Consider the following 25,038-nt stretch of genomic DNA (forward strand, 5'->3'; position numbering starts at 1 on the left):
CATGATCGACGCGGGGCTTCGGCCATGTGCCGTCACCCCGCGCCGATACCTCATGTCAGCAAAAAGCAGTCTTACTTCGCTGCAGCATCCAGTGATTCGTGAGCAGCGCTCACCACTGCCTCAGCTGTGAAGCCGAACTCCTCGAACAGGCGGGCGCCATCAGCTGACTCACCGAAGTGCTCGATGCACACGGCTCGGCCTGCGTCGCCGATCCAGCGGTGCCACGGCATCGCAATGCCAGCCTCGACGGAGACGCGGGCACGCACACTGCTGGGCAGGACCGATTCCTTGTAATCCTCGTCCTGCTCGTCGAACCATTCCATGCAGGGAACCGACACGACGCGCACGCTGCGACCTTCTTCGCGCAACGTGGCAGCAGCGTCAAGGGCGATTGACACCTCAGAACCCGATGCCAGGAGGATGACATCCGGATCGCCGTCACAGCTCAGCACATAGGCGCCGCGATCCAGGCCCTCCGCAGCGGCCAGGCCGGCCTCGTCGCCGCGGGCAGGGTTTGGCAGACCCTGACGCGACAAGATCAGCGCGGCGGGGTGCTGACGTTCCAGGATCGACTTCCATGCCTGAGCCGTTTCTGCAGCATCCGCCGGGCGTACAACCGCGAGGTTCGGGATCGCGCGGCAGGCTGCCAGATGCTCGATGGGCTGGTGCGTCGGGCCGTCTTCGCCCACACCGATCGAATCGTGGGTCCACACGTAGGTCACGGGCAGATCCATGATGGACGCCAGGCGCACCGCACCGCGCATGAAATCCGAAAAGACGAAGAATGTCGCACCGTACACGCGGGTGAGGTGATCGGCGGCAATACCGTTCATCACGGCACCCATGCCGAACTCGCGTACACCGAAGTGCAGGTTACGGCCAAACGGGTTGCCCGGGAACTTCTCAGAGGAGCGATCCTCGGGAAGGAATGACGGGTAGCCGTCCATGTAGGTGTTGTTCGATCCTGCCAGATCAGCGGAACCGCCCCACAGTTCAGGCAAAACGTCCTTGATGGCATTGAGTACCTGACCGGAGGCTGCGCGGGTGGCCAGTGCTTTGCCTTCTTCGAACACGGGCAGGGCTGATTCCCACCCATCCGGAAGGCCGCCCGCCAAAACACGGTCCAGCATCGCTGCGCGTTCAGGCTGGGCCTCACGCCACGCGTTGAAACGCTCATCCCACTGCTCACGTGCCTCACGTGCGCGCTTCGCGGTGGCTTCCCGCACTGCCTTGACGGCTTCTTCATCGGCGGCAAACATCGCCTCTGGATCAAAGCCGAGCGCTTCCTTCAGGCCGCGCAGCGCTTCATCCCCCAGCTTGGATCCGTGGATCCCGCCGGTGTTCTGCTTCTTCGGAGTCGGCCAGCCGATGATGGTCCGCAGCGCAATGATGGAGGGACGGTCGGTGACCTTCTCAGCTTCATTCAGTGCATGATCCAGGGCCTGGATGTCTTCGACGTAGGAGCCATCATCCTTGAGCCAGTCAACGCGCTGGACATGCCAGCCGTAGGATTCGTAGCGCGCCAGAACGTCCTCGTTAAACGCGATATTTGTGTCGTCTTCAATCGAGATGTGGTTGTCATCGTAAATAACCGTCAGGTTGCCCAGGCGCTGCGTTCCGGCCAGTGAGGCAGCCTCAGACTGGACGCCTTCCTGCATGCAACCGTCACCGGCAATGACGTACACGTTGTGATCGAAGACGGATTCACCCATCGGTGTTTCCGGATCATACAGGCCGTGGCTGCGGCGAGCCGACATGGCGAAACCGACGGCCGCACCGATGCCGGTACCCAGCGGTCCAGTGGTCACTTCCACGCCCTTGGTGTGCTTGAATTCGGGGTGACCGGGCGTCTTTGACTTGAACGTGCGCAGTGACTTCAGATCCTCCAGTTCCAAGTCCATGCCAGCCAGATACAGCTGCACATACTGTGTCAGCGATGAATGGCCTGCTGACAGGACGAAACGGTCGCGGCCCAGCCAATGCTGGTCAGTTGGGTCAAACTTCATATGGTGCTGGTAGAGCAGATATGCGGCAGGTGCCAGCGAAATAGCGGTGCCTGGGTGGCCATTGCCCACTTTCTCCACGGCATCGGCTGCTAGCACGCGGGCAGTCGCAACTGCTCGATCATCGATTGAGTCCCACTTCAATGTCACAACATCCTCCAGAATTTCTGCGCCCCAACGTTGAGCGACGCAGGTCAGAACAATACTGATATTGGCTGCAGGATTAGTCTACGTGAATACTGCGACCCCTGACGAGGACTTTCAGCCGCGCACCTGGGCCTGATCGTCTAGCATTCACACGTGGACGCTTTGGACAGTATTGCCGAGGATTGGCTGAGCTACCTGCAGGTGGAAAAAGGCGCATCGGTGCACACGGTGACGAATTATCGCCGGGACATCGAGGGCTATATTCGGGCCTTGCACCAGCGTGGGGTCACGGATCTGAAGGCGGTCACCCCCGACAACGTCGCAGATTATCTGTCCGCCCTGTCCCATCCTCACGGTAAAACGGCACCGAAGGCTCCCTCGTCAATTGCGCGCGCACTGGCAGCGATTCGAGGGTTTCATCGTTTCGCGATCCGTGAAAAATACGGTGCGGTCGACCCGACGCAGGATGTGCACTCACCGCAAATGGGGGAGCGCCTGCCCAAAGCCCTCAGTATTGACGAGGTGACACGCCTGCTGGATATGGCGGCGCGCGACGACTCGGCGCGCGGCATTCGAGACCATGCGCTGCTCGAAGTCCTCTACGCCACCGGGGCACGCGTGTCAGAGGCTTTGGCAATGGCTGTCGATGACATCGACCTGGATGAGGAACTACCGGTCGTGCGTCTGTTCGGCAAGGGACGCAAGGAACGCCTGGTACCGGTGGGACACGCTGCACGTCAGGCAGTGGGCAATTATCTGGTGCGTGCTCGCCCGGAGCTTGCCTCCCGAGGACGAGGCGATTCGCATTTGTTCCTGAATTTACGAGGGCGACCCATGTCGCGCCAATCGGCGTGGGAATCGATTCAACGGGTCGCTCGTGAGGCCGGCCTGGAATCGAAAGTATCGCCCCACACTCTGCGTCATTCCTTTGCCACGCATCTGCTGGAGGGTGGAGCGAGCGTGCGTGACGTGCAGGAACTGCTCGGACATGCCAGCGTTCAGACCACGCAGATCTATACCCGGTTGACGGCGACGACGCTGCGTGAAGTGTACCGATCCGCTCATCCACGTGCCCAGCTGCGCAACTGACGCGGCACAATGAACTAGGCTAAGAGCGTGACTCATGATGATCAACCTGCATTGGTAACGGATTTGGGTGGCACCACCAACGAGGAAGAAGATTTCCCTGTTCCTGAGCCGCTCAAAGGGCACGGCCCTGCACGCATTATTGCCATGTGCAACCAGAAGGGCGGCGTCGGTAAGACCACGACGACCATCAACCTGGGTGCCGCGCTTGCTGAATACGGCAGGCGTGTGCTGATCGTCGACTTTGATCCGCAAGGTGCCGCATCGGTGGGTCTGGGCATCAATGCCCTGGAACTGGACCAGACGATTTACACGCTGCTGATGGCGTCCAAACCGGATGCACATACGGCGATCGTGCCCACGGCGGTGGACAATCTTGACGTCCTGCCGGCGAATATCGACCTGTCTGCTGCGGAAGTCCAACTGGTCAACGAAGTGGCGCGCGAATCCGCTCTTGCACGTGTGCTGCGTTCGGTGGCTGATGAATACGACGTCATCCTCATTGACTGCCAGCCGTCACTGGGCCTGCTGACCGTGAACGCGTTGAGCGCTTCCCACGGCGTGATCGTGCCGGTAGAGGCTGAGTTTTTTGCCCTGCGAGGTGTGGCGCTACTGGTCGAGACCATTGAGACGGTGCGTGACCGGATCAACCCGCGGCTGAACATTGACGGAATCGTGGCCACGATGGTCGATACCCGCACGCTGCACACGCGTGAGGTTCTGGAGCGGCTCAGTGAAGCATTCGGTGACCTGGTGTTTTCGACCAGGATCCGTCGCACGGTGAAATTCCCTGACGCGTCGGTGGCGACTGAACCGATCACCACGTATGCACCAACGCATCCTGGAGCGCAAGCGTACCGCCGCCTGGCTCGAGAAGTGGTTGCTCGTGGTGGCGTCGCCTGAGATCATTGACGAAGGGACCATCGATCAATTTCGAGTCACACTGGACGTATTCGAAGGTCCCTTTGATCTGCTGCTGCAGCTGATTTCACGCAAGCGCCTCGACATTACCGAGGTCGCCTTGGCAGAAGTGACCGACGAGTTCATCGCTCACATGAGCGCATTCCCGGACCTGTCACGCACCACGGAATTCCTCGTCGTGGCGGCCACGCTGCTTAACATGAAGGCGGCACACCTTCTCCCGCGTGACGTCGATGAAACAGATGTCGACCTGGAAGATCTGGAAGCACGCGACCTGCTGTTTTCGCGCCTGCTGCAATACCGGGCATTCAAAATGGCCGCCGGTAGCATCGCTTCACGACTGGGAAATTTCGACGGGTCATACGCCCGGGACGTCGCACTGGAACCGCATTTCGCTGCACTGCTGCCTGAACTGGTGTGGACCATTAGTGCCGAAGATCTTGCGCGCCTAGCGGCCGATGCGCTCAGCAACCGCCCACCTGCTGTGCAGATCGCCCACCTGCACGACCCGGTGATCCCGGTCGCCACGCAGGTTCCGATCCTCATGAATAAACTGCGCGCCCAGCCGGTGATGACGTTCCACGCGCTCATCGCAGATGCTGAGAGCACAGCTGTCGTGGTGTCGCGGTTTCTGGCGGTCCTGGAACTTTTCCGCCGCACTATTATTGAGTTTGATCAGGCCGAAGCACTGGGCGAACTGACGGTGAAATGGAACGGAACCACATTGGACGAGGTGCCGATCGATGACTACGAGGGGGAGACGCCCTCGTCAATGGAGGAACAATGAGTGAGCCGTCCGACGCGCTGTACTGCGCACTGGAAGCGATCTTGATGGTCGCCGACGCACCCGTCAGTGCCGCTCAACTCGCTGATGCGTTAGACACTGATGAAGATGATGTGACCACCGCGCTGGAACACCTCGCCCACGAGTATGCGGGCCGAATCCCCGGCACGAGGGCGCGTGGATTCGAACTGCGCCACGCCGCTGGAGGGTGGCGCATCTATTCCTCATCTCAGTGGGCATCCATGGTGGGCCGCTTCATCGTCGGCTCCGAATCATCCAAACTCAGTCAGGCCGCATTGGAAACACTGGCGGTGGTGGCATACCGCCAGCCGGTGACGCGGGCGCGAATCTCACACATTCGAGGCGTGAATGTTGACTCGGTTGTGCGTACGCTGGTGGCACGCGGGTTGATTGAAGAAGTGGGGCTGGCGCCGTCAGGTGCCCGAATGTACGGGACAACTGACATGTTCCTGGAGCGCATGGGGATGAACTCTCTGGACGAGCTGGTGCCCTTGGCACCCTACCTGCCCGAAAGCGACGAGCTTGACGAATTGGCTCATGACATGGAGGAGACACTGTGAGAAACGATCCACACGTACAAGGTGGAATTCGGCTGCAAAAGGTCTTGTCTCAAGCAGGAATCGCCTCGCGGCGCGCTGCCGAAGAGCTGATCCGCGAGGGACGCGTGAGCGTGGACGGCCATGTAGTAACTGCGATGGGCACTCGTGTCGACCCCGGCCATCAGGTCATCCACGTAGACGGCGATCTGGTGATCACAGACGAGTCGAAACACATCGTCATGGCGCTGAACAAGCCGGTCGGCATGGTCTCAACGATGGATGACCCTGAGGGGCGTCCCTGTCTGACCGACATCATTGGAGACTACCCGGAGCGCCTCTATCACGTCGGACGCCTGGACATTGATACGTCAGGACTGTTGCTGTTGACCAATGACGGTGAGTTGGCCAACCGTTTGACACATCCGAGCTATGAGGTGCCCAAGACATACGTGGCGCGCGTCCACGGTGAGGTCAAGCCTCAGGTGCGCAAGCAGCTGCTCAAAGGAATTGAACTCGAAGACGGTCCGATTGCCGTTGACGGTTTCAGGGTTGTTGAAACCTTCGGCGACATCACGGCTGTTGAGATCCGCGTGCACGAGGGGCGCAACCGTCTGGTGCGTCGACTCATGGATGCGGTCGGCTTCCCAGTGCGCGAACTGGTACGCACCGAGTTCGGCCCTATTCGCCTCGAGCGCCTGCAACCAGGCACGACGCGCCGCGTGAAGGGGAACATGCTCGTCGGCCTGTACTCCTGCGTAGGCCTGTAATGGCAGGCGCAGTCGGGACGCATGGCCCAGTTCTGATTATTGGATCTGGTCTGTTGGGCGCCTCCCTCGGCCTGGCGTTGAGCAGGGGAGGGATCGACGTATTTCTCAGCGATGCATCTCCCACCTCTGAGCAGCTTGCCGTTGACATGGGAGCGGGCCGAGCCCTGCAGACGGTGAGGACCGCCGAGCCGCGCCTTGTCGTCGTTGCCACCCCACCTGACGTGGCAGGGGAGTGCGTGGTGCGCGCTTTGCAGGACTACCCTGAAGCCGTTGTCACGGACGTGGCGTCCGTTAAGAGCGCCGTGCAGCAGGAGGTCCTGGAGCTGGCCACATCCACAGGTGATGCCACGTTGGCAGCGCGATACGTTGGTTCGCACCCGATGGCAGGTCGTGAACGCTCCGGCGCGGGGGCGGCAGATCCCGACCTGTTTATCGGCAGGCCCTGGGTGGTGGTCGCGCACGAGGCCTCATCGAACAAGGCGATCGTCGCGGTCCGCACGTTGGCGACAGATGTTGGGGCGGTTGTTGTGCAGCTGGATGCTTCCACCCATGATCATGCAGTTGCTCTGGTGTCTCATGTGCCGCAATTGGTGTCCTCGCTGCTTGCCGCGCGCTTGGCGGACGCGCCCAGTGAAGCATTGTCCCTGGCTGGCCAGGGATTGCGTGATACGACCAGGATTGCAGCGTCGGACCCTCGGTTGTGGACCGTCATCCTGGCTGGCAACGCTGGTCCAATCACGCAGGTTTTGGATGCACTCAGTGACGATTTAAACGCCCTTCGCGAGCATCTGCATCGCGCCGCCCAAGGCGGTCCGCTGACGGGTGGATCGGTCGGTGCGGTAAACCGCGTCATGGAAGCAGGCAACCGTGGAGTCGAACGTATTCCGGGCAAGCACGGTGGCGTTCCTGTCCATTTCGCCGAGGTTGAGGTTCTGGTGCCAGATGAGCCTGGCGAGCTTGGGCACCTGTTTACGGAACTGGGGTCGATCGGCGTGAACATTGAAGACTTCACGGTTGACCATGCTGCCCGCCAGCGGGTTGGTGTGGCTCGCATCATGGTGGATCCGACGCGTGCGCGTGAGGCGGAGGTCGAGTTGGTTAAACGCGGATGGCGCATTATTGCGCATGCGAGTACAGAGTAGGAGCAGTGTGATGGGCGACCAGGACGCACCAGTTGTTACAGATTTCGATGCAGCGTTGCGTGAGGGAATTGAACGTGTCGGCGTCACGGTTGCCATCGACGGCAGCGCAGGGTCTGGAAAATCAACTGTCTCCAGACGCGTGGCGTCGCGCGTGGGCATCGGATACCTCGACACGGGTGCGATGTATCGTGCGCTCACGTGGTTCGCCCTGGAATCTGGGGTGGACCTGGCTGACCGTCACGCAGTCACGGCTGCAGCAGACCAAATGCCGCTTCGTATGGACTCTGATCCACACGATCCCCACTTCTTCATGGGGGAACGGGAGATTACCCTCGATATCCGCACGCCCCGGATCTCTGGCGTGGTGTCCCAGGTGGCAACCAATATGGAAGTGCGTCACTGGATGGCGCGTGAGCAGCGCCGCCGCATGATGGAAGCACGCGCAAACGGTCACGGTATGGTCGCTGAGGGCCGTGACATCACAACGGTGGTGTGCCCGGATGCCGATGTCAGGGTGCTGCTGAGTGCCGACCCCGAAGCACGGCTGCGCAGGCGGACACTGGAACTGTATGGTCGTGTGGATGCGGAGGCTTTGGAAGCAACGCGTGCACAGGTCCAGGGGCGCGACGCCGCGGATTCAACAGTGTCGGAGTTCATGACACCGGCGGCCGGTGTGACGCCGATCGACACCTCTGATCTGACAATTGATCAAGTGGTCGATCAGTTGGTTGAGTTGATCGACCGGGATGTGCGATCGCGCCTGAAGTGACGGGAACGCGGCGACTTTCTGCGGCGACGTTTGATCCATGGACGAGCTGGGAAGGCACGCCAGCGTTCACGGTGCACAATTGCCAACAGGCCGTCCACACCCAACAGGCCAACAGCGGTGTAGATTCCGATATACAAGATGATTTCGCCAGGACTGATGCGCTCTCCAGCTGCCATAGCGAGCAGGGAGACCAGGACGGGTTCGACGTAGGTCATCAACCCGAACACACTGTACGGCAGCATCCGCGCAGACAATGCGTACACGATCATGGCGACCACTGAGACAGCGCCGATCAGCAGAATGATCCAGATCAGTCGGGGATTTTCTCGTGGGACATTGACGCCACCGCGCGCCAGTGCGAACCATAGTGCCAGTGGAGAGGCGAGGATCATTTCCCACGTGAGCGCGGAGACACCCTCGGTATGGAAATACTTATGAACCATGAAGTACAGGGGGTATCCCAGAGCGACGATGAGAGCGACCCACCCGAGCTGCCCTGTCGAGACGACCTGATAGATGACGGCGCATCCGGCCAGTACAGCCGCAAGAGCCGAGAGGGGACTCATGCGTTCCTTGTACACGAAACGCCCCGCCAACACCATAACAACCGGCATGAGGAAGTATCCCAGTGCCAGTTCAAGCGTCCTGCCCATTTGTGGTGCCCACCCAAAAAGCAGCATTTGCACTGCCAGCATGGGCGCGCAAAAGGCGTAGCTGAGCAGTCGAGATGGGTTCTCCCGTACGATCTGTATCTCACGCACGAGGGAGCGTCCGCGACCGCTCACGATGAAAGTGAGGATGATTCCGGGTACCGTCAGCATGATGCGCCAGCCCCACAACTGTGTGCCGCTCAATGGCGGCGTAAATTTGGCGACATACGTGAAAGCGGCGAACGTGACGGATGCCAATAAGGACACACCGATGCCAACCTTATTCATGCCAGTGGACTCCTCAAACCAAGACGCGCGACCATTCCCGCTATGGAGTCTAGGGACAACAGCGGCGAATTGGCAGGGCACGCGTCGACATGTGATGTACAGATCGTTTGTGCTGGAAATATGGGGTCTATTCCAGGCGGGTATCCTCCGGATCGAGGTGTTTCACTACGCGTGCAGGTGTCCCCACTGCGACGACATTCGCCGGCAGATCTCGCGTCACAACCGAACCGGCACCAACAACTGTGTTATCGCCAATTGTCACTCCTGGACACACGATGACACCGCCTCCGAGCCAAACATTGTCGCCCAGTCGGATGGAGCGCGCGGCCTCTAGTTTGTCGCGCCGAGGAATGGGTGCCAGTGGGTGAATGGGCGTCAGGAGTTGAACGTTCGGGCCAATTTGACAGTCATCACCGATGTAGATGGCGGCAACGTCGAGGGCAACCAGATTCATATTGATGAATGTGCGGTCACCGACATGCAGGTTCTCACCATAGTCGACGCTCAGAGGCGGCTTAATGTAGGAACCTGCGCCAAACGAGCCGAGTAATTCGCACAAAATCTCACGTGCCTGTGCGTTACCCGCAATGATCGCGAGGCGATACTGCTCAGATAGCTCAATGGCTTTCTGGGCGATTCGAGCGTTCTCCGGATCGTCGCCAATATAGAAGTCTTCATCAAGCATACGTTGGCGGTTCGTACGCGAATCGTTGGCAAAGTAATCTGGCGATGACATGAGTGGAGCCTATCGAACGGTGCGGGGCTGAACAAGACACCGCGCGATGTGATCGGCATCAAGTCGGTCAACTTGGAAAGGACTGCTTTCGTGAGCTAAAGTAGTCAGGTCGCCGTGACGGCGAACTTCGGGCTGTGGCGCAGCTTGGTAGCGCACTTGACTGGGGGTCAAGGGGTCGTGGGTTCAAATCCCGCCAGCCCGACAATTTTTCCCGGAAATTGCAGGTTTCCGGGTTTTTCTTGTCGTGGATTGTGCTCATACGTGCGTCAATGGGCTCCGAGCCACTAACGTGGAATAAGAGCCGCTTGGTGCGAGAATGCTTTTGATCAGTAAGGATCGGTGAACTGACCGACTGGCCTAGATCGACGAATGAGTCAGTAGCGGTTGTGGACGTCCTCGGCAAAACACACGATATTGCGCAGTTCGAGGTCTGTGCCATCGTCGAGTACGACGTGTCCGCTCATGCGCCCGAAAATCTGGTGCTGCTCGGTGGCGACAGGGCCAACCGACATGCTCGCGCTGCGATCGATGATCGGCTCAAAGACTGTTTCGAAGCGGTGGTCGCTAGACGTGAATTGCCACGGATCGGTGTAGGAATGAGGTATCTGGAATAACACGTCATCAAGTTTGTGCGCGACGCCATCATAAAATATGACGTTTTCGCTGGCGGCCGAGGTATCGCCGAAACCATAACCGATGTTGAATCCGAAGGGAACGCCGTCGATGCGTGCATTCCCTGAACCCCAGTACCAGCGATTGTCGTAGGTCCACACCCCGCGCCCCCAGTCAAGGGTGCAAAAATCCGTTGCCGCATCGAAGTCGACGCGGCGCGAACCCCATGTTGCGCTTCCACGAACCGGCATACAGTTGACCTTCTGGTTGTAGTAGAAGGCACGGGGATCTTCAGCCCAGGGCGTGGCAATCACCAGTGAATCCATGCCCGGTTGCTCCATGGTCAGCACGCACTTGAAGTCCTCACTCTCGCTGAAGTTCTTCATGTGGCAGCGAATCTTTCGACCTGTAGAAGTCGTCTCGAAGCGTATCCGGACGCGAGAATTGACAAACTGGCTTACCCCTGCAGTGGAGGAGTGGGGAAGTTTGAGCCGTCCCATGGGCAGAGGTATCAGAACGGTTTCAGTGTGTTCACTTGGAGCAGTCAGATCCACCCACGACACCGACACCATGCCGAAGTAGCCGCCGTCGCACACAGTGAAGGCAAGGGCGGTGGTATCTGTGAGCGCAATGTAGTAGTCCCATTCCTTGATGCGCCACCGGGGAGCAGCGATTGCCTGCCGGTCGTAGGCCAGTAGAGGGGAGCGTGCCCAGCCCGGTTCTCGCACCGTACCGTCAGGCGTAAGCAGCGGTCCTGAAGCGGTGATTTCATGATTGCGCGTATCGACAGGGGGAGTCATTCGTTCAGTCTATGCAGTGCGCGTCGCGCGTGCGGATAAACGAGCCTGCAAGGAGAGGCTGCCCACATTCGGAACGCTCACTATGCGTGGAGCGCACTGCACTCATAACATGAACCTAGATTCACCTTCACCGACATGATCACGACATGGAAGAGAAACCACATCATGCACACGGCAGCGTCAACTATTGACGAGGGCGGCCCGACCCGTTCGGACGCGCGCCTGAATCTGCAGCGCATCTTGTCAACGGCCGGTGAACAGATCAAGAAACACGGTCCAGGTGTTTCCATGAAACAGATCGCGAGGGAAGCCGGAGTGGCAGTTGGAACGCTTTACCGGCATTTCCCGACAAAAGAGGCGCTTGTCCGCGCCGTTGCAGTGCAGGCTCTGACCCATCTATGTGATCTCTTCACTGAGACTGCCAAGCGTGTCGCAGATGGCCAGGTCCGTGGGGGAGACGCCCTGTCCCATCTGCTCTCTGTGATTGTGACTGAGGCGGCCGGCAACGGCGCCAACCGGCAGGCAGTTGCCGAATATCTCCAATCTTTTTCAGATCTACGCGATCGGGAAATCGCCCACACACGTGAAAGAATTGTTCACAACCTCACTGAAATCATTGACGCCGGGCGCCGCGACCACTCGCTGCGTACCGACTTCATGGTCAAGGATTTCGGCATCCTGCTGTGCAGCGCCCCCATCGCTTTCGACCACTCCATCCGCTCGCGCTGGCTCGAATTGGTCAGCACCGGCCTGATGCCCCAGGAGGCAGACAATGCTTCAGCTCAATAACGTCACCAAGTCCTACACGACAGGCGACTTGACGCAGCAGGCGCTCGACGATGTCTCAATTGAGTTCCGCGACAACGAATTCGTCGCGATCCTGGGTCCGTCGGGTTCAGGCAAGACGACGCTACTCAACATTGTCGGCGGCCTGGATCATTACGACAGTGGCTCCATCATCGTTGACGATGTTGACACATCCACCTATTCCGACCACGACTGGGACACGTACCGCAATAACCGGATCGGCTTCGTTTTTCAAAGCTACAACCTCATCACACACCAGAGCGTGCTCGCTAACGTGGAGTTGGCGTTGACCCTGTCCGGTGTCTCCCGTTCCGATCGGCGTCAACGCGCTTTGGCAGCGCTTCGCGATGTCGGCCTCGAGGAGCACGCCCACAAACGCCCCAACCAGCTGTCAGGCGGCCAGATGCAGCGCGTGGCCATCGCCCGTGCATTGGTCAACGACCCGGAGATTGTTCTGGCTGACGAGCCGACAGGCGCCCTGGACTCGGTGACGAGCGAACAGATCATGCATCTGCTCACCGGCATTGCACAAGACCGCCTGGTGATTATGGTGACGCACAATCCCGACCTTGCTGACCGATACGCAACCCGCATCGTGACACTCAAGGACGGCACAGTATCGGACGACTCCAACCCGATTGAGGAGCATACTCGCAGTCAGATCACTCAAAGTAGCGAGAATGCGAAGACCTCGATGGGGTTCCTCACCGCTCTGGGACTGTCCTTCAACAACTTGATGACCAAGAAGGGCCGTACCCTGATGACATCCTTCGCCGGCAGTATCGGCATCATTGGGATTGCATTGATTTTGGCTCTTGCCAACGGCGTGAACAGTTATATCAAGAACGTCGAGGAAGACACGCTCTCCGTCTATCCTCTCCAGATCTTCAACCAGGGACTGAACATGTCGTCCATGCTCGAGGCGTCCGCGGAAATGTCAGAAAAATCAGACAGCGCGGACAGTGTGCAGAGTGGACACGTGGGCGAAATGCCGATGGTGACCAACATGTTCAAAACGGTTGACTCAAATGATCTGACCGCGCTCAAGAGATACCTGGATTCCGATCCAGACAACCTCGATCAGTACGCCCGCTCCATCGAGTATCGCTACAACCTCAGGCCTCAGATTTTTGCGGACGATATGGAATCGGGGCCACGCCAGGTCAACCCGGACACAACTTTCGCTTCCCTCGGCATCGGCGCAGGCACCACCTCGAATGCCTTCATGAACCAGGCGATGAACACTGACGTATTCAACGAACTGGGCGACGACCTCTCCCTCATCGAGCAACAGTACGACATGGTTGCCGGTCACTGGCCAACGGAATCGAACGAGGCGCTGGCCGTCCTCACTCCCTCAGGAAAGATGAGCGACTTCGCGCTGTACGCGCTCGGACTGCGCGATCCGGAAGAACTCAAGACAATGGTGGCACAATTCGCCAACCAGGAAGACATTGATGCTCCTGATGACCCAATCGACGTCAGCTACGACGACATCATGAATGTCACATTCAAGGTCGTGAACGCTGCCGACTACTACGTCTATGAGGAGACGCACAAGGTGTGGACCGATAAGCGCAAGGATCAGGATTTTGTGTCCGGTCTGGTCGACAAGGGGAAGGATCTGCGAGTTGTCGGCATCGTGCAGCCCGCTGAATCAGTCACGGCCACAGCCCTGCAACCCGGCATCTACTACACGTCGAGCCTGGTCAGGGACCTGATGGACGAGGCGGCCGGCTCCGACGTGGTCGCCGCACAACTGGACCAGCAGTCAGTCAATATTCTCACGGGGCGTACCTTTGCCGATGAACAGAACAATCCGCGCAACAGCGGGGTGGATTTCAAGTCATTGATCAGCGTGGACCGGGACGCCCTGGCCGAGGCGTTCACATTTGACGAATCGCAGCTGGCAATCGATCCGTCGGCACTGAACCTGAACCTGAATATGCCGGGACTGACTATTGACCCGTCGATGCTGCCGACTCTCAGTATCGAGGACATGCTCGGATCAGTGGACATGAGCTCACTGATGGACGGTATTGACATTGAGCGCGCGATGGCCAGCGTGGACTGGCAGAACCTGGGCATGGATGCGGCTAGTGCGATCGAGCCTGAACGCTTGAACTCACTGGTCGAGCAGGTGATGACAGGCTACTTCCAGTACTGCATGGTGCATGGGCTCGACGCCAGCGACGTGGCAAGGAACTTCGCCGTCTTCCTCGACTCGGAGGAGGGAAAGGCATTGCTCGCCCAGAACGAGGACAACCTGAACGGAACACAGGCCGATCTGAGCGGCGTGGCGGACTCGGCCATTGGGCAGATCAGCGAGTCGATCGGGCAACAGATGGACGAACAGATGGCAGCTCAAGGCCCGGCCCTCGCTGAGCAGATGAATGCCGCCATGAGTGCCTACATGAACGACGCCATGACGGCTGTGTCGGACCAGATTTCAGCGCAGGTGGGCTCCATCCTCGAAAATTCAATTGGCACTGCCATCTCCAACCAGATGAGCCAGCTCAGTCAGAACATGTCGGCAGCGATGGAAATTGACGAGGACGCTCTAGCTCGCGCCTTTAACTTCAACATGGATGAGAAGGAACTGAGCGAGCTGATCGCTCAAATGATGATGACCGAGCCAACTTCATACGATGCGAATCTGTCGAAGATGGGGTATGCCGATCCGGCCAGTCCCTCACGTATCGACATTTTCCCGGCGGATTTTGAATCCAAGGGTGAAATCATCACCATTCTGGATAGCTACAACGAGCAGCAACGAGCCGACGGACATGAGGAAAAGGTCATCCACTACAGTGACCTGGTTGGCACGCTTATGTCATCGGTGACCACCATCATCAACGTGGTGAGTTACGTGCTGATCGCATTTGTGGCGATTTCACTGATTGTCTCGTCCATCATGATCGGCGTGATCACCTATATTTCGGTGCTCGAACGCAAGAAAGAGATCGGCATTCTGCGCGCCATCGGCGCATCCAAGCGGGATATTCGTCGCGTATTCAATGCGGAAACCCTGATCGTGGGTCTGGTTGCGGGCCTGCTGGGTATCGGCATCTCCGCGCTGCTGACCATACCGGCCAACCTCATTGTGGGCGCGAACTTCGGGATCTATAATGTGGCGATCCTGCCGGTGGGTGCGGCAGCGATACTGGTGGCGATCTCCATGTTCCTGACCTTCATTGCAGGCTTGATCCCGTCCTCAGCAGCCTCACGTAAGGACCCGGTGGAAGCACTCAGGAGTGAATAGCGGTCAGGACTTCGATGCACTGATCGCACTGGTCAGGCGTCATCACCAGCGGTAGGCACAGCAGGTCGCTCGGCCACTCGAGCCGGCTGCTGGCGGGGCGATCCCAATGAATTGGTCCGACAATGCCGCGCGAATACAGTGCGTCGGCCGCCTTGCCGGCGTGATTGGTGCGCACAACGAGGGGAGCGCACACGCCCTCATTGACTACTGTGCACCCCGGTGGCAGACCCACTTCCACTCGTGTGCGCGTGCGGCGCACATCTGCACGGAGCCCGGCCATATCGACCGCTTCCAGCGCCGTCATAGCGTCCTGAGACGGCGACACCGGCGTCCACAGCTCATCTGCCAGATCCTCAACGGCTTCAAACGTTGCAACCGACGGAGTGGAAAGAAACTGTTGGCGAGCTCGCGTCAGCGCATTGTCAGCCTCGCTTCGTCGAGAGGGCTGGTCGACCGTGCCATCGACCCACGCGATCTCCGGAATCGACAGGAGCTTGCGGGCAGAAACAAGTTCCATGTCAGCGGCGCACACCGAATCGCACAGCATACTGTGGGTTCTGTCTGCAACAACTCGGACACCGCGCCCGCGTGTTTCACCGAGTACATCGCTGAGCGCGCGCGAGGGCTGACAGCCGAAAGTCTCGCAGTAGAACACCACTGTTTCGTCAGCTGAGCACTTGGCAAGGGCTCGTTCAAGATCTGCGGGATCCATCATCACCGGATCGCACGCCACCTGTTCGATGCGCATGCCTTCCAATTGCCACGGCACGATCATCGTCAGGCAGGCATAGGTCGGAACAATGACAGTACGGCGCCCCTCGCGAACCATCTGGCGTGCTATCAAAGCGATGGCCTGACGGCCCAGAGCTGTGAAAGTCCGGGGCCTACGTGGTGGAGGGGCGTGCATGGGTCGGGGTGCTAGTAAAACTCGATGGTGTTGACAACGTTGCGGAGCGGACGACCATCCAGGAAGCGCACCGCATTGTCCATGAAGAGTTCAACGATACGCTCTCCTTCATGCGTTGAGAGCGCAGCCGTGTGAGGACTGATCAGGACACGGGGATGATCCCACAGGGCAGAGCCATCCTGAAGAGGTTCGGTCTCCGTTACGTCAAGTGCAGCAAAAGCGACGCGTTGTCCATTCAGGGCATCGACGAGGGCGTCCTCGTCAATCACCGTTCCTCGACCCACATTGACCAGGATCATCCCCGGTTTCATTGACGCGAACGCGGCGGCGTCAATCATATGGCGGGTGGCTGATGTGCCAGGCAGAGTGATCACCAGGCCATCGCACTGACCCAGAGCATCGTGCAGGTCATCCATCGCGATGAGCCGTTCCACGCCTTCGACCGGTGTGCCCGAACGCGAGGTTGCCCATACGGTCGCACCGAGAGCGTGAAGGCGGTGCGCGACAACGCGGCCGATGCCACCTGTGCCCATGATCAGAATGGTCATTTCAGATAAGTGGCGCATCGGGTAGCGGTCAGGCCAGTGGTGCGCGCGTTGATCAGAGTGCAGCCGGGGCAGATCTTTCGCGCCGGCGAGAAGGCCAAACAGTGCGAACTCAGCGAGCGTCGTGCCGTGCACACCTGCGCTGGTGGTGAAGGTGACGCGCTGGAGGTCATCTTCAGACAGGCCGGCAGCCTTGACTTGTGCGCCGCCTCCGGCAGCCATTGTGTGCACCCAGCGAAGTCTCGGGTTGTGTTCGACGACCTCGCGCAGCAGGCGAGCGGAGGAATCAGGAATACCCAGAAGAATGTCAGCGTGGGTGAGCATCTGGACGTACTCGGCGTGCTCTTGGTCGGTGCGGGTGACGCTCGTGTCGCCACCCCAGTCACCGACCCAGCGCTGAGGCAGCAGCAAATGGGGGCGGTAATCCACCAGCAAGCGCGGATCGCACTGCATGAGTGGTTCAACCAGGTCAGAGGGCAGCGGCGTGGCGACCGCAATGGTCAGGGCAGAGATGCTCATATTGGACTCCATTTCTTAAGCAGGTGCGACCGTGGCCCTGTCGCCATCCATGAACTCCCATCGGCCTGAGCCATGCACACCGCCGCGTGGCACACGCATCATGCCCTGCTGGTTGGCATCGGCAACGAGCCTGCCGTTGGAGGAGAAAATCTGCATATGGGTCAGGACTCTACCGTTATTGACACTGGTGCACGTGCCGTCAAAAAGCAGCCAGTCGTTGATATCAACATCGTGATGGAACCACATGGCGTGGTCCAGGGAAGCGGCCGACAAACCTGGAGTCATCCAGCACAATGAGGTGGCGCGCATGGCTGGTTCCAACATGACTTGGTCGACGACGTATGCCAGAAGCGCGCGGTGAATGAGCTGACTGACCTGGGAGGGGATCGGAGAGCGCGGACGCATCCAAAGCTGCTGGCGATTCGTGGGGTGAGGGTCGGGTTTGACATACAAACTGTCCTGGACATGACGAACATCGAATGCAGCAGTCTTGCCGAGGAATCGGCCCACTGGGTGATTCATCATGCGGAAGAGCTCCAATGCTGAGTCGCAGGAATCGGGGCCGGGCACATCCGGCGCTTCAATCTCGTATGTCAGACTGGATTCAGGGCTCTGGAAGGATGCGGCGAGTGTGAGAATTTCGCGTTCAGACTGCCTGCATGTCACGGAACGCGACGAAAAGGAACGGCCATTGCGCAAACGGTTGACGTGCAGTGTAAATGGAGCTTGCGGGTCGCCGCCGCGCAGAAAGTAGGCATGGAAGGAGTGGGGAAGCCGATCGTCCTGGTCAATGGTGGCCATTGACGCCAGCAACGACTGTGCGATGACCTGTCCTCCGTATACGCGCCTCACCTGCGGCAGGGAGTGAGCAGTGAAGGTGTCCTCGTGCTCGGCATCTTCGGTCAATCGCAGAATACGCAGGACAGATGCCACGGGCTCATCGGTGGTCAACGGTACGTCGATCGGTGTCGTCATAATTCTATTGTCCGTTCATGCGGCGTTTTGTGCACAGCAGGTGCGCATCGTGGGCAATCTTCTACGATGGACACATGGTGCACAAAAATCGTCAGGCAGGCGTGGATCGCGAATGGACAGCTGAGCCATCCTTGCCGCAACGATGCCGGGAAATACTTCAGGGGCTGGGCGGATGCGACAACGTTGTCGATCTTGAACCGTGCGCATTGAGAATCCGCGTGCAGGTCCGCGACCAAGATAGCATCGATGAACACCTACTGAGACAACCGCCGGTTATCGCGGTGGTGCGCTCAGGCGATGTCGTGCAGCTGGTCACTGGAATAGATGCGGAACGTGTGATGGGCGAACTGCGTCAACTGTGTTCATGACGTGTACGATCGGTAGCAGTACCGCTGTGGATGAGATGAGTCGGAGACCTTCATGGATCTAGCTGCACCAGCACACACCGAGATTGACCTGCTGCGCTCGGTGGCCGAAGCCAATGGAGTGGCGACGCACTTTTGGGATTGGTATGGCAACCTTGTTGACGTCGAAGCCGCATCTTTGCTGAAGGTTCTACACGCACTGGGATTGCCTCTCGATGAGGATTCCACCGTCCAGGACCTTCAACGCGCTGTTGAATTCACTGAGGATCAACACTGGTCCACGATCCTGCCTGACTGCACCGTTGTGCGCGAGCATTGCACCCGGGACGTACCCGTTCACGTGCCGCACGGCCGCAGGGTGACAGTCAGCTACGAACTCGAAAGTGGCGAGGGGGGACAGTGCCCCCAGCTCGACCGATGGGTGCCGCCACGTCAGATTGACGATCAGCTAGTGGGACGTGCAACGTTCGAAATCCCAGCCTCACTGCCATTGGGATGGCACCACCTTGTCGCAACCGTTGAGGGCGGAACAGTGTATTCCGCGCCGCTGATCGTCGTTCCCGACCGAATCGATCCACCTGCGCTGACGCAGTCCGATCAGCAGTGGGGCACCTCCGCGCAGTTTTATTCGGTACGTTCTGCCTCCTCGTGGGGTATCGGCGACACCGCGGATCTGCAGGACATCGTGTCGGTCAGTGCTGCGCACGGTGCGCAGTTTGTGCTGATTAACCCCGTTCACGCGTGTGCGCCCATCTCGCCATTGGAGAACTCGCCCTATCTGCCGGTGACACGCAGGTGGGTGAACCCGCTGTACATTCATCCTGAATCGCTGCCGGAATATGCGCAGTTGTCTGAACGGGACCGCAGCCGAGTTAATGCTCTGCGCGAGGAATCTTGGGGCGCATCACGCACGGATCTGATTGACCGTGACACTTCCTGGCGGGCGAAGGTTCAGGCACTCGCAATCCTCCATGCGCAACCCATGCGCCCATCGCGCCGCGCACAGTTCCTCCGTTTCACGAACGAAGGAGGCGATGCGCTGGCGGACTTTTCCTTGTGGTGCGCGCTCATCGAATCGTCCGGGTCGTTTGTGGCAGGCGATCTGGAGCGCGACGATAAGCCCTTGATTCCTGAGATGCTCACTGATACTGATCAGATTGAGCGCGCACGCTTTGAACTGGCTGACCGCATCGACTTTTATTCATGGTGTCAGTGGGTCGCCCTCGAACAGTTGCGAGATTCGCAGACCTTGGCCACCGAACTGGGCATGAGCATCGGCATTATGGCTGACCTGGCCGTTGGCGTTCACCCGAAAGGCTCCGACGTGTGGGCCACGCCGACGTTGTTTGCACCGGGAATGACGGTGGGAGCACCGCCGGATATGTATTCTCAGCAAGGCCAAAACTGGTCGCAGCCTCCGTGGTCTCCACGTGAGCTGGCGCGGTGCGGGTACCAACCGCTGCGCGACATGATTCGAACCGTGCTGTCCCACGCCGGAGCGGTGCGCATTGACCACATCATGGGATTGTTCAGACTGTGGTGGATTCCCGAGGGAGAGCCAGCTTCGCATGGAACATACGTGTCCTGCGACCACGAAGCGATGGTTGGCGTGCTGCTGCTTGAAGCCCAGCGCGCCGGAGCAGTGCTGATCGGTGAGGACCTTGGCACGGTTGAACCGTGGGTGCGCGGCTACCTCAATGATCGAGGAATCCTGGGAACATCGGTGCTGTGGTTCGAAAAGGAGGACTCTGGCTGGCCGCTGCATGCGGATCAATACCGGCGCGACGTTCTTGCGACAGTGAACACTCATGATCTGCCACCCACTTCGGGATACCTTGACGGCGTGCAGACCACGCTGCGTGACCAGTTGGGCTTACTGGTCGATCCTGTTGATGTGGTGCGCGCGGGGGAGGAAATCGAGCGCGAACGCATGCTGGTGCGTCTGCGCGAATACGGATTGCTGGACTCGCCAGAGCCCAGCAAGGAAGAAATCGTCACAGCTTTGCATCGCTTCATTACGATGACACCTTCGCGTCTGGTGGGTGTGGCATTGGTGGACGCTGTGGGAGATATCCGCCCTCAGAATCTACCCGGCACCAATACGGAATACCCGAACTGGTGTGTCCCGCTGTGCGATGGTTCGGGCAGGGAAGTCAGTACTGAGCGCCTGGCATCCGACCATCACATGACTGAACTGTTCGATGTGGTCAACGAGGCGTTGCCCAAGTAGGAGCGTTCGCGTTCGTACCGTCTTTGTCTGGCAGCGAACGTGGCAGCGGAAGTCTTTCAAATGAGGGTGCGCCCTTGTATGTTAGAAGAGTCACTGAGCAGAAAGGACTCCAAAATGGCTGAACAACTCGTGATCGATGCGCTCCAGCGCGCACTGGTGGACCTGACCGACCTGTCATTGCAGGCAAAGCAGTACCACTGGAATATTCAAGGCGATCGTTTCCGCGCTCTTCACCTGGCGCTCGATGAGATCGTCGATCAGGTACGTGAAGACCTCGACGAGGTTGCCGAACGTATTTCGACCCTGGGTGGTACTCCCGATGGCCGCGCCGCCACGGTTGCCAGGGACTCCGGAATCGGTGACGTGGCTGAAGGCACCATTTCGGTTGCCGACGCCTACAAGCAGATGGAAAGCAAGCTGATGGCTGCATCCGAGCGCATCAAGTCGGATCTTGAAAAGGTCGATGATGCCGATTCACTCAGTGGCGACATCCTGGTCGGTGCTGCACGCGGACTCGAAAAGCAGGCGTGGTTCCTGCGCGCCGCGATCGAGAAGTAACGTAACAGGCGCTCATCACCGCACGTTCAGGCGGGGAGAATTTCAAACAGGAAATCTCCCGCTTGGACGTGCGTTCCATATTCAGCGTGTGACCCGATCATCGCGTCCGAACTGTCCATGACAATGACGGGGGTGGTCAGGTCGAAACCACCGTCGACAAGATGCGCGGGCCTCCATGAAACAACTGGCTGAGCGGTCTCTACAGTGCTGTGGTCACCCTCGACGACCATGAATGACGAGGTGTCGGCCTTGACGGTATCGAGCCCCACGTGAACCAGAACAGCGGGGCCGTCGGCTGACCGGACGACAAATGCGTGGGGGAGAGCCTTAATGATTGTTCCCGCGATCGGACTGACCACGTCTGAGTGCCCATGCGCGGTCAAGGTATCGGGAATAATTGCCAGACCTGAGCCGACGATTTTCTCTGCGAAGACGGGGTCATTCACGTCAGATAAGGGAATCACTTGCCCAGCAAGTGGAGCAAGTACACGGGTCACTTGAGTTTCTCAATCTCCTCAACGATGCTGTCAGCCTGCGGCCCCATGACAACCTGGATGGACGTTCCCACCGACACGACACCAAAGGCGCCCGCATTCTTCAGGGCATCCTCATCCACGAGCTCTTCGTCACCAACCGAAACACGGATGCGGGTGATGCAGGCTTCGAGATCCTTGATATTGTCCCAACCGCCTAATGCTCCCAGTATTTGTTCTGCCTGGCCCATGGGGAACTCCTCTGAACGTCCTGTGTACTGATGCACTTACTCGAAGATTAACACGCACCAGCTGTTTACGGCCGGGCAACTGGCCGCTATGCAGACAAAATGTCGGTAGGGCTCATGATGGAGCCCTACCGACACTCGGTCGTTCAATCCGGAAGAGGAAGGGTTAGATGTCCGCTTTCTGTGCCGCCGTCATGCGCTCAACAACCGCGACGCGTTCACGAATAATACGCGTGAGTGCGGCAGAGACATCAGGATGATCGTTCATCCACTGGCGACCGCGTTCAGCCAAGTCGAGCCCATCAACGTAGCCTGCCAAGGCGGTCGGGAACATCAAAGTGACGATGTCCTCGGCCATGTGGAAGGTGAACTCTGACCAGACCTTTTCGATCGAGGCGAAATAGTCGTCGACAAAGGCGGTGTAAGTATCCGGTGCAGTGTGTGCCTGAGCCCAGAAACCGGAGACCAGTGCCCAGCGCGTATCGTTCGCGATTGACACGTTGTGCATGACTTCGTCCCACACGCGAGCCTTCACTTGCGGGTCTGGAACCGCTGCGCGAGCCTGAGCTGCGCGCTGCCGGCCTGTCATCGTGTCATCCGCCTGCTCACGTTCGGCAATATCTGCCTCTGAGGCGTGTCCGGTTCGGACCTGAGCGGTGAGCAAATCCCACATCACATCGACATCGAGATCAAGGCCGGACAAGGTCTGCTCGCCTGTGTACAGAGCCTTGATAGCACCCACCTGATCGTCGGTCACTGCGTGGCGGGCTGCCGCCTGGATCAGGATCTGCTGCTGGTCACTGCCGGACGCTGCCGAACGGGCCTGCAGGAGCAGGCGGCTGCCGACCATCGCTTGCGCGTCGGCACGATCAGCAGGAGCAACATAGCTCGACACTGCGGTGGCAATGTGTGCCAACGTCAGACGCAGCATCGACATATTGTTCTCGACGGGCAGCGCAGCAAGCGCCAGGTCGATGAAAGCGCGCGCAGGCATCGTGGCATCGCGCGTCATATCCCATGCAGAAGCCAGGATCACATTGCGCAGCAGAGAATCGGTGCACCGCGTGATATTTTCAGTGGCGAACGCAAGGGAGCGATCATCGAGGCGGATCTTCGCATAAGCCAGATCGCCATCATTAATAACAATGAGGTCGGGGCGAGGCTGGCCGACGACACTGCTGACCTCGGTCAGCTCACCGTCGACATCGAGCTCCTCGTGGAAAACCTGCTCAACAGGTGTCGTTCGGTTCGAGCCGGAATCATCCTGTGCGGCAGAACGCGAATAGCCTGCCACTGCTAGGCGGTGAGGACGCAGCGAGGAACCCGGCGTGAACGGCTCTTGGCGGATTGCCAGTCGGGTCATGCGGTCTTCGTCATCTGTTTCGACGACCGTGCTCAACGTGGTGATGCCCGCTTCTTCGAGCCATACGCGGGACCAATGGTCAAGGTCGCGTCCGGATGCTGCTTCGAGTTCGCCCAAAAGGTCATCCAGCGTTGCATTGTCGTAGGAGTGCTTGGTCAAATACTCGTGCAGCCCGGCGAAGAACTCGTCACGGCCGACGTAGGAGACTAGCTGACGAAGAACGGATGCACCCTTGGCGTAAGTGATGCCATCGAAGTTCACTTCCACGTCAGCAAGGTCGCGAATCTCAGCCTTGATCGGGTGGGTCGTGGGCATCTGGTCTTGACGCATACCCCAGTCTTTACGGGACATAAAGCCGGTCCAGGCGTCGGTGTATTCGGTTCCTTCTGCCAGGCAGTAGTGAGACATGAACTCAGCGAAAGACTCGTTGAGCCACAGGTCATTCCACCACTTCATGGTGACCAGATCACCGAACCACATATGAGCCAGTTCGTGCAGGATCGTATTGGCACGCTTCTCCAGGTCATCGTGGGTAGGGCGTGCACGGAAGATGTACTGATCGCGGAAGGTAATGCATCCGGCATTTTCCATCGCGCCTGCATTGTATTCGGGAACGAAAATCTGGTCGTACTTGGTGAAGGGGTAGGGGATGCCGTAGTTGGCTTCATAGAATGCAAAGCCCTTGCGGGTGACGTCGATGACGCGGTCGGCGTCCAGGAATTCGCGCAACGAGGCGCGGCACCACACACCGAGCGGAATTTCGCGCCCATCACTGCTGGTCAGAGAATCAGTGACACCCTCGTACGGTCCGGCAATGATCGCCGTGATGTAGGTGGAAATACGCTGAGTTTCCTCAAAGTGATAGGTCCATTTTCCATCGCGTTCTTCCGGTGAGGGTGTGACGGAGTTGGAGAACACTTTCCACCCTTGCGGAACTGTCACGGTGAAGGTAAATGTTGCCTTGAGATCGGGCTGCTCGAAGGTTGCGAAGACTCGTCGGGCATCGGGAACTTCAAACTGCGAGTAGCAGTACGCCTTGTTATCAGCGGGGTCAACAAAGCGGTGCAGTCCCTCGCCGGTGTGCATGTACTGGCAGTCCGCGTCGACGATGAGCGTATTGGACTGAGCCAGTTCCTGCAGGTCGATGCGGTTGTCCTGATGTGCTCCGACTGACACGTCGCGTCCATTCAGCGTGATGGAATGGACATTGTTGGAGACCAGATCAACGAACGTTGAGGCGCCTTCAGTGGCATCAAACGTCAAGGTGGTGCGGGAGCGGAAGTCAGTGTCACCGCACGTCAAATCCAGTTCAACGTCATAGTGGTGAACTGAGATTATGCGTGCCCGCTCAGCCGCTTCATCACGCGTGAGGTTAAGACCCGGCATTGAGTAGCCTTTCTCATGTAACTCAGGGATAGCGCAACAAGCGCATATGACAGTTCTTAGTCTTTCACTAATTGGACCCAAACGCCTAAGTGAGAGGCCACAAATGGCGTCGAATGCGTAAGAGGTTACATTTCA

22 protein-coding genes and 1 tRNA gene are annotated in these 25,038 nt (G+C 58.8%); 13 read left to right on the forward strand and 10 right to left on the reverse strand.

Annotated features, from left to right (window positions below):
* Positions 1–71 precede the first annotated feature (71 nt).
* The gene (tkt, locus tag BN3002_RS03860; RefSeq protein WP_082628514.1) at positions 72–2,153 is read right to left on the reverse strand and encodes a transketolase; all 2,082 of its coding nucleotides are present in this window, start codon (positions 2,151–2,153) and stop codon (positions 72–74) included.
* 150 nt (positions 2,154–2,303) lie between these two features.
* On the opposite strand from tkt, the gene xerD reads away from it, so the two are divergent.
* The 7 genes from xerD to cmk are packed head-to-tail and all read left to right on the forward strand — an operon-like array spanning position 2,304 to position 8,179.
* Positions 2,304–3,239 carry a site-specific tyrosine recombinase XerD gene (gene xerD / locus BN3002_RS03865; protein WP_257525458.1) on the forward strand — a complete coding sequence of 312 codons (936 nt, stop codon included), beginning with the start codon at positions 2,304–2,306 and terminating at the stop codon, positions 3,237–3,239.
* A 27-nt stretch (positions 3,240–3,266) separates the two neighbouring features.
* A complete protein-coding gene (locus BN3002_RS03870) occupies positions 3,267–4,139 on the forward strand; it encodes a ParA family protein (protein ID WP_193600039.1) in 873 nt (290 codons plus the stop codon).
* A complete protein-coding gene (locus BN3002_RS03875) occupies positions 4,123–4,944 on the forward strand; it encodes a segregation and condensation protein A (protein ID WP_257525459.1) in 822 nt (273 codons plus the stop codon). The genes BN3002_RS03870 and BN3002_RS03875 overlap by 17 nt, the downstream gene beginning before the upstream one ends.
* A complete protein-coding gene (gene scpB / locus BN3002_RS03880; RefSeq protein ID WP_058236676.1) occupies positions 4,941–5,522 on the forward strand; it encodes an SMC-Scp complex subunit ScpB in 582 nt (193 codons plus the stop codon). The genes BN3002_RS03875 and scpB overlap by 4 nt, the downstream gene beginning before the upstream one ends.
* Entirely contained in the window at positions 5,519–6,268 is a 750-nt protein-coding gene (locus tag BN3002_RS03885) for a pseudouridine synthase (protein ID WP_058236677.1), read from the forward strand. The genes scpB and BN3002_RS03885 overlap by 4 nt, the downstream gene beginning before the upstream one ends.
* On the forward strand, positions 6,268–7,410 hold the full coding sequence (locus BN3002_RS03890) for a prephenate dehydrogenase (protein ID WP_058236678.1): 1,143 nt from the start codon (positions 6,268–6,270) through the stop codon (positions 7,408–7,410). Before BN3002_RS03885 ends, BN3002_RS03890 begins: the two co-directional genes overlap by 1 nt.
* A 10-nt stretch (positions 7,411–7,420) precedes the next feature.
* Positions 7,421–8,179, forward strand: a complete 759-nt coding sequence (gene cmk / locus BN3002_RS03895; RefSeq protein WP_058236679.1) for a (d)CMP kinase — start codon at positions 7,421–7,423, stop codon at positions 8,177–8,179.
* On the opposite strand, the gene rarD is transcribed toward cmk, so the two are convergent.
* Positions 8,131–9,117: an EamA family transporter RarD gene (rarD, locus tag BN3002_RS03900; protein ID WP_058236680.1), complete on the reverse strand. Its 987-nt coding sequence runs from the start codon at positions 9,115–9,117 to the stop codon at positions 8,131–8,133. The two genes, cmk and rarD, sit on opposite strands and share 49 nt — an antisense overlap.
* 127 nt (positions 9,118–9,244) lie before the next feature.
* On the reverse strand, positions 9,245–9,853 hold the full coding sequence (locus tag BN3002_RS03905) for a sugar O-acetyltransferase (protein ID WP_058236681.1): 609 nt from the start codon (positions 9,851–9,853) through the stop codon (positions 9,245–9,247).
* 128 nt (positions 9,854–9,981) lie between these two features.
* Between BN3002_RS03905 and BN3002_RS03910 the strand changes: the two genes are divergently transcribed.
* Positions 9,982–10,055 (forward strand) — tRNA-Pro (locus BN3002_RS03910).
* 172 nt (positions 10,056–10,227) lie between these two features.
* On the opposite strand, the gene BN3002_RS03915 is transcribed toward BN3002_RS03910, so the two are convergent.
* Positions 10,228–11,265: a DUF2804 domain-containing protein gene (locus tag BN3002_RS03915; protein WP_058236682.1), complete on the reverse strand. Its 1,038-nt coding sequence runs from the start codon at positions 11,263–11,265 to the stop codon at positions 10,228–10,230.
* A 165-nt stretch (positions 11,266–11,430) separates the two neighbouring features.
* Between BN3002_RS03915 and BN3002_RS03920 the strand changes: the two genes are divergently transcribed.
* Together BN3002_RS03920 and BN3002_RS03925 are read left to right on the forward strand one after the other, a co-directional pair.
* Entirely contained in the window at positions 11,431–12,054 is a 624-nt protein-coding gene (locus BN3002_RS03920) for a TetR/AcrR family transcriptional regulator (RefSeq protein WP_257525460.1), read from the forward strand.
* Complete coding sequence (locus BN3002_RS03925; protein ID WP_058236684.1) at positions 12,038–15,334, forward strand: ABC transporter ATP-binding protein/permease; 3,297 nt, start codon at positions 12,038–12,040, stop codon at positions 15,332–15,334. The genes BN3002_RS03920 and BN3002_RS03925 overlap by 17 nt, the downstream gene beginning before the upstream one ends.
* Here the strand turns inward: BN3002_RS03925 and BN3002_RS03930 are convergent.
* The 3 genes from BN3002_RS03930 to BN3002_RS03940 all read right to left on the reverse strand — a co-directional run bounded on the left by BN3002_RS03930 (position 15,321) and on the right by BN3002_RS03940 (position 18,280).
* Positions 15,321–16,178: a hypothetical protein gene (locus BN3002_RS03930; protein ID WP_257525461.1), complete on the reverse strand. Its 858-nt coding sequence runs from the start codon at positions 16,176–16,178 to the stop codon at positions 15,321–15,323. The genes BN3002_RS03925 and BN3002_RS03930 overlap by 14 nt on opposite strands.
* A 74-nt stretch (positions 16,179–16,252) precedes the next feature.
* Positions 16,253–17,305 (reverse strand): D-2-hydroxyacid dehydrogenase, encoded by a 1,053-nt coding sequence (locus tag BN3002_RS03935; RefSeq protein WP_257525462.1) that lies wholly within the window; start codon positions 17,303–17,305, stop codon positions 16,253–16,255.
* A 15-nt stretch (positions 17,306–17,320) separates the two neighbouring features.
* A complete protein-coding gene (locus tag BN3002_RS03940; protein WP_058236687.1) occupies positions 17,321–18,280 on the reverse strand; it encodes an acyl-CoA thioesterase in 960 nt (319 codons plus the stop codon).
* Between the two features lie 74 nt (positions 18,281–18,354).
* Between BN3002_RS03940 and BN3002_RS03945 the strand changes: the two genes are divergently transcribed.
* From BN3002_RS03945 to BN3002_RS03955, 3 genes are all read left to right on the forward strand, one after another.
* Positions 18,355–18,648 carry a PTS sugar transporter subunit IIB gene (locus BN3002_RS03945; protein ID WP_082628516.1) on the forward strand — a complete coding sequence of 98 codons (294 nt, stop codon included), beginning with the start codon at positions 18,355–18,357 and terminating at the stop codon, positions 18,646–18,648.
* A 52-nt stretch (positions 18,649–18,700) separates the two neighbouring features.
* Positions 18,701–20,875, forward strand: a complete 2,175-nt coding sequence (gene malQ, locus BN3002_RS03950) for a 4-alpha-glucanotransferase (protein WP_058236688.1) — start codon at positions 18,701–18,703, stop codon at positions 20,873–20,875.
* 114 nt (positions 20,876–20,989) lie between these two features.
* On the forward strand, positions 20,990–21,433 hold the full coding sequence (locus BN3002_RS03955) for a Dps family protein (protein ID WP_058236689.1): 444 nt from the start codon (positions 20,990–20,992) through the stop codon (positions 21,431–21,433).
* Positions 21,434–21,459: 26 nt separating this feature from the next.
* On the opposite strand, the gene BN3002_RS03960 is transcribed toward BN3002_RS03955, so the two are convergent.
* From BN3002_RS03960 to pepN, 3 genes are all read right to left on the reverse strand, one after another.
* On the reverse strand, positions 21,460–21,930 hold the full coding sequence (locus BN3002_RS03960; protein ID WP_058236690.1) for a PTS sugar transporter subunit IIA: 471 nt from the start codon (positions 21,928–21,930) through the stop codon (positions 21,460–21,462).
* Positions 21,927–22,157 carry a PTS sugar transporter subunit IIB gene (locus BN3002_RS03965; protein WP_058236691.1) on the reverse strand — a complete coding sequence of 77 codons (231 nt, stop codon included), beginning with the start codon at positions 22,155–22,157 and terminating at the stop codon, positions 21,927–21,929. The genes BN3002_RS03960 and BN3002_RS03965 overlap by 4 nt, the downstream gene beginning before the upstream one ends.
* Positions 22,158–22,320: 163 nt before the next feature.
* Complete coding sequence (pepN, locus tag BN3002_RS03970) at positions 22,321–24,903, reverse strand: aminopeptidase N (RefSeq protein WP_058236692.1); 2,583 nt, start codon at positions 24,901–24,903, stop codon at positions 22,321–22,323.
* Between the last annotated feature and the right edge of the window lie 135 nt (positions 24,904–25,038).

Source organism: Actinomyces ihuae (assembly GCF_001457875.1).
Taxonomy (GTDB): domain Bacteria; phylum Actinomycetota; class Actinomycetes; order Actinomycetales; family Actinomycetaceae; genus Pauljensenia; species Pauljensenia radingae_A.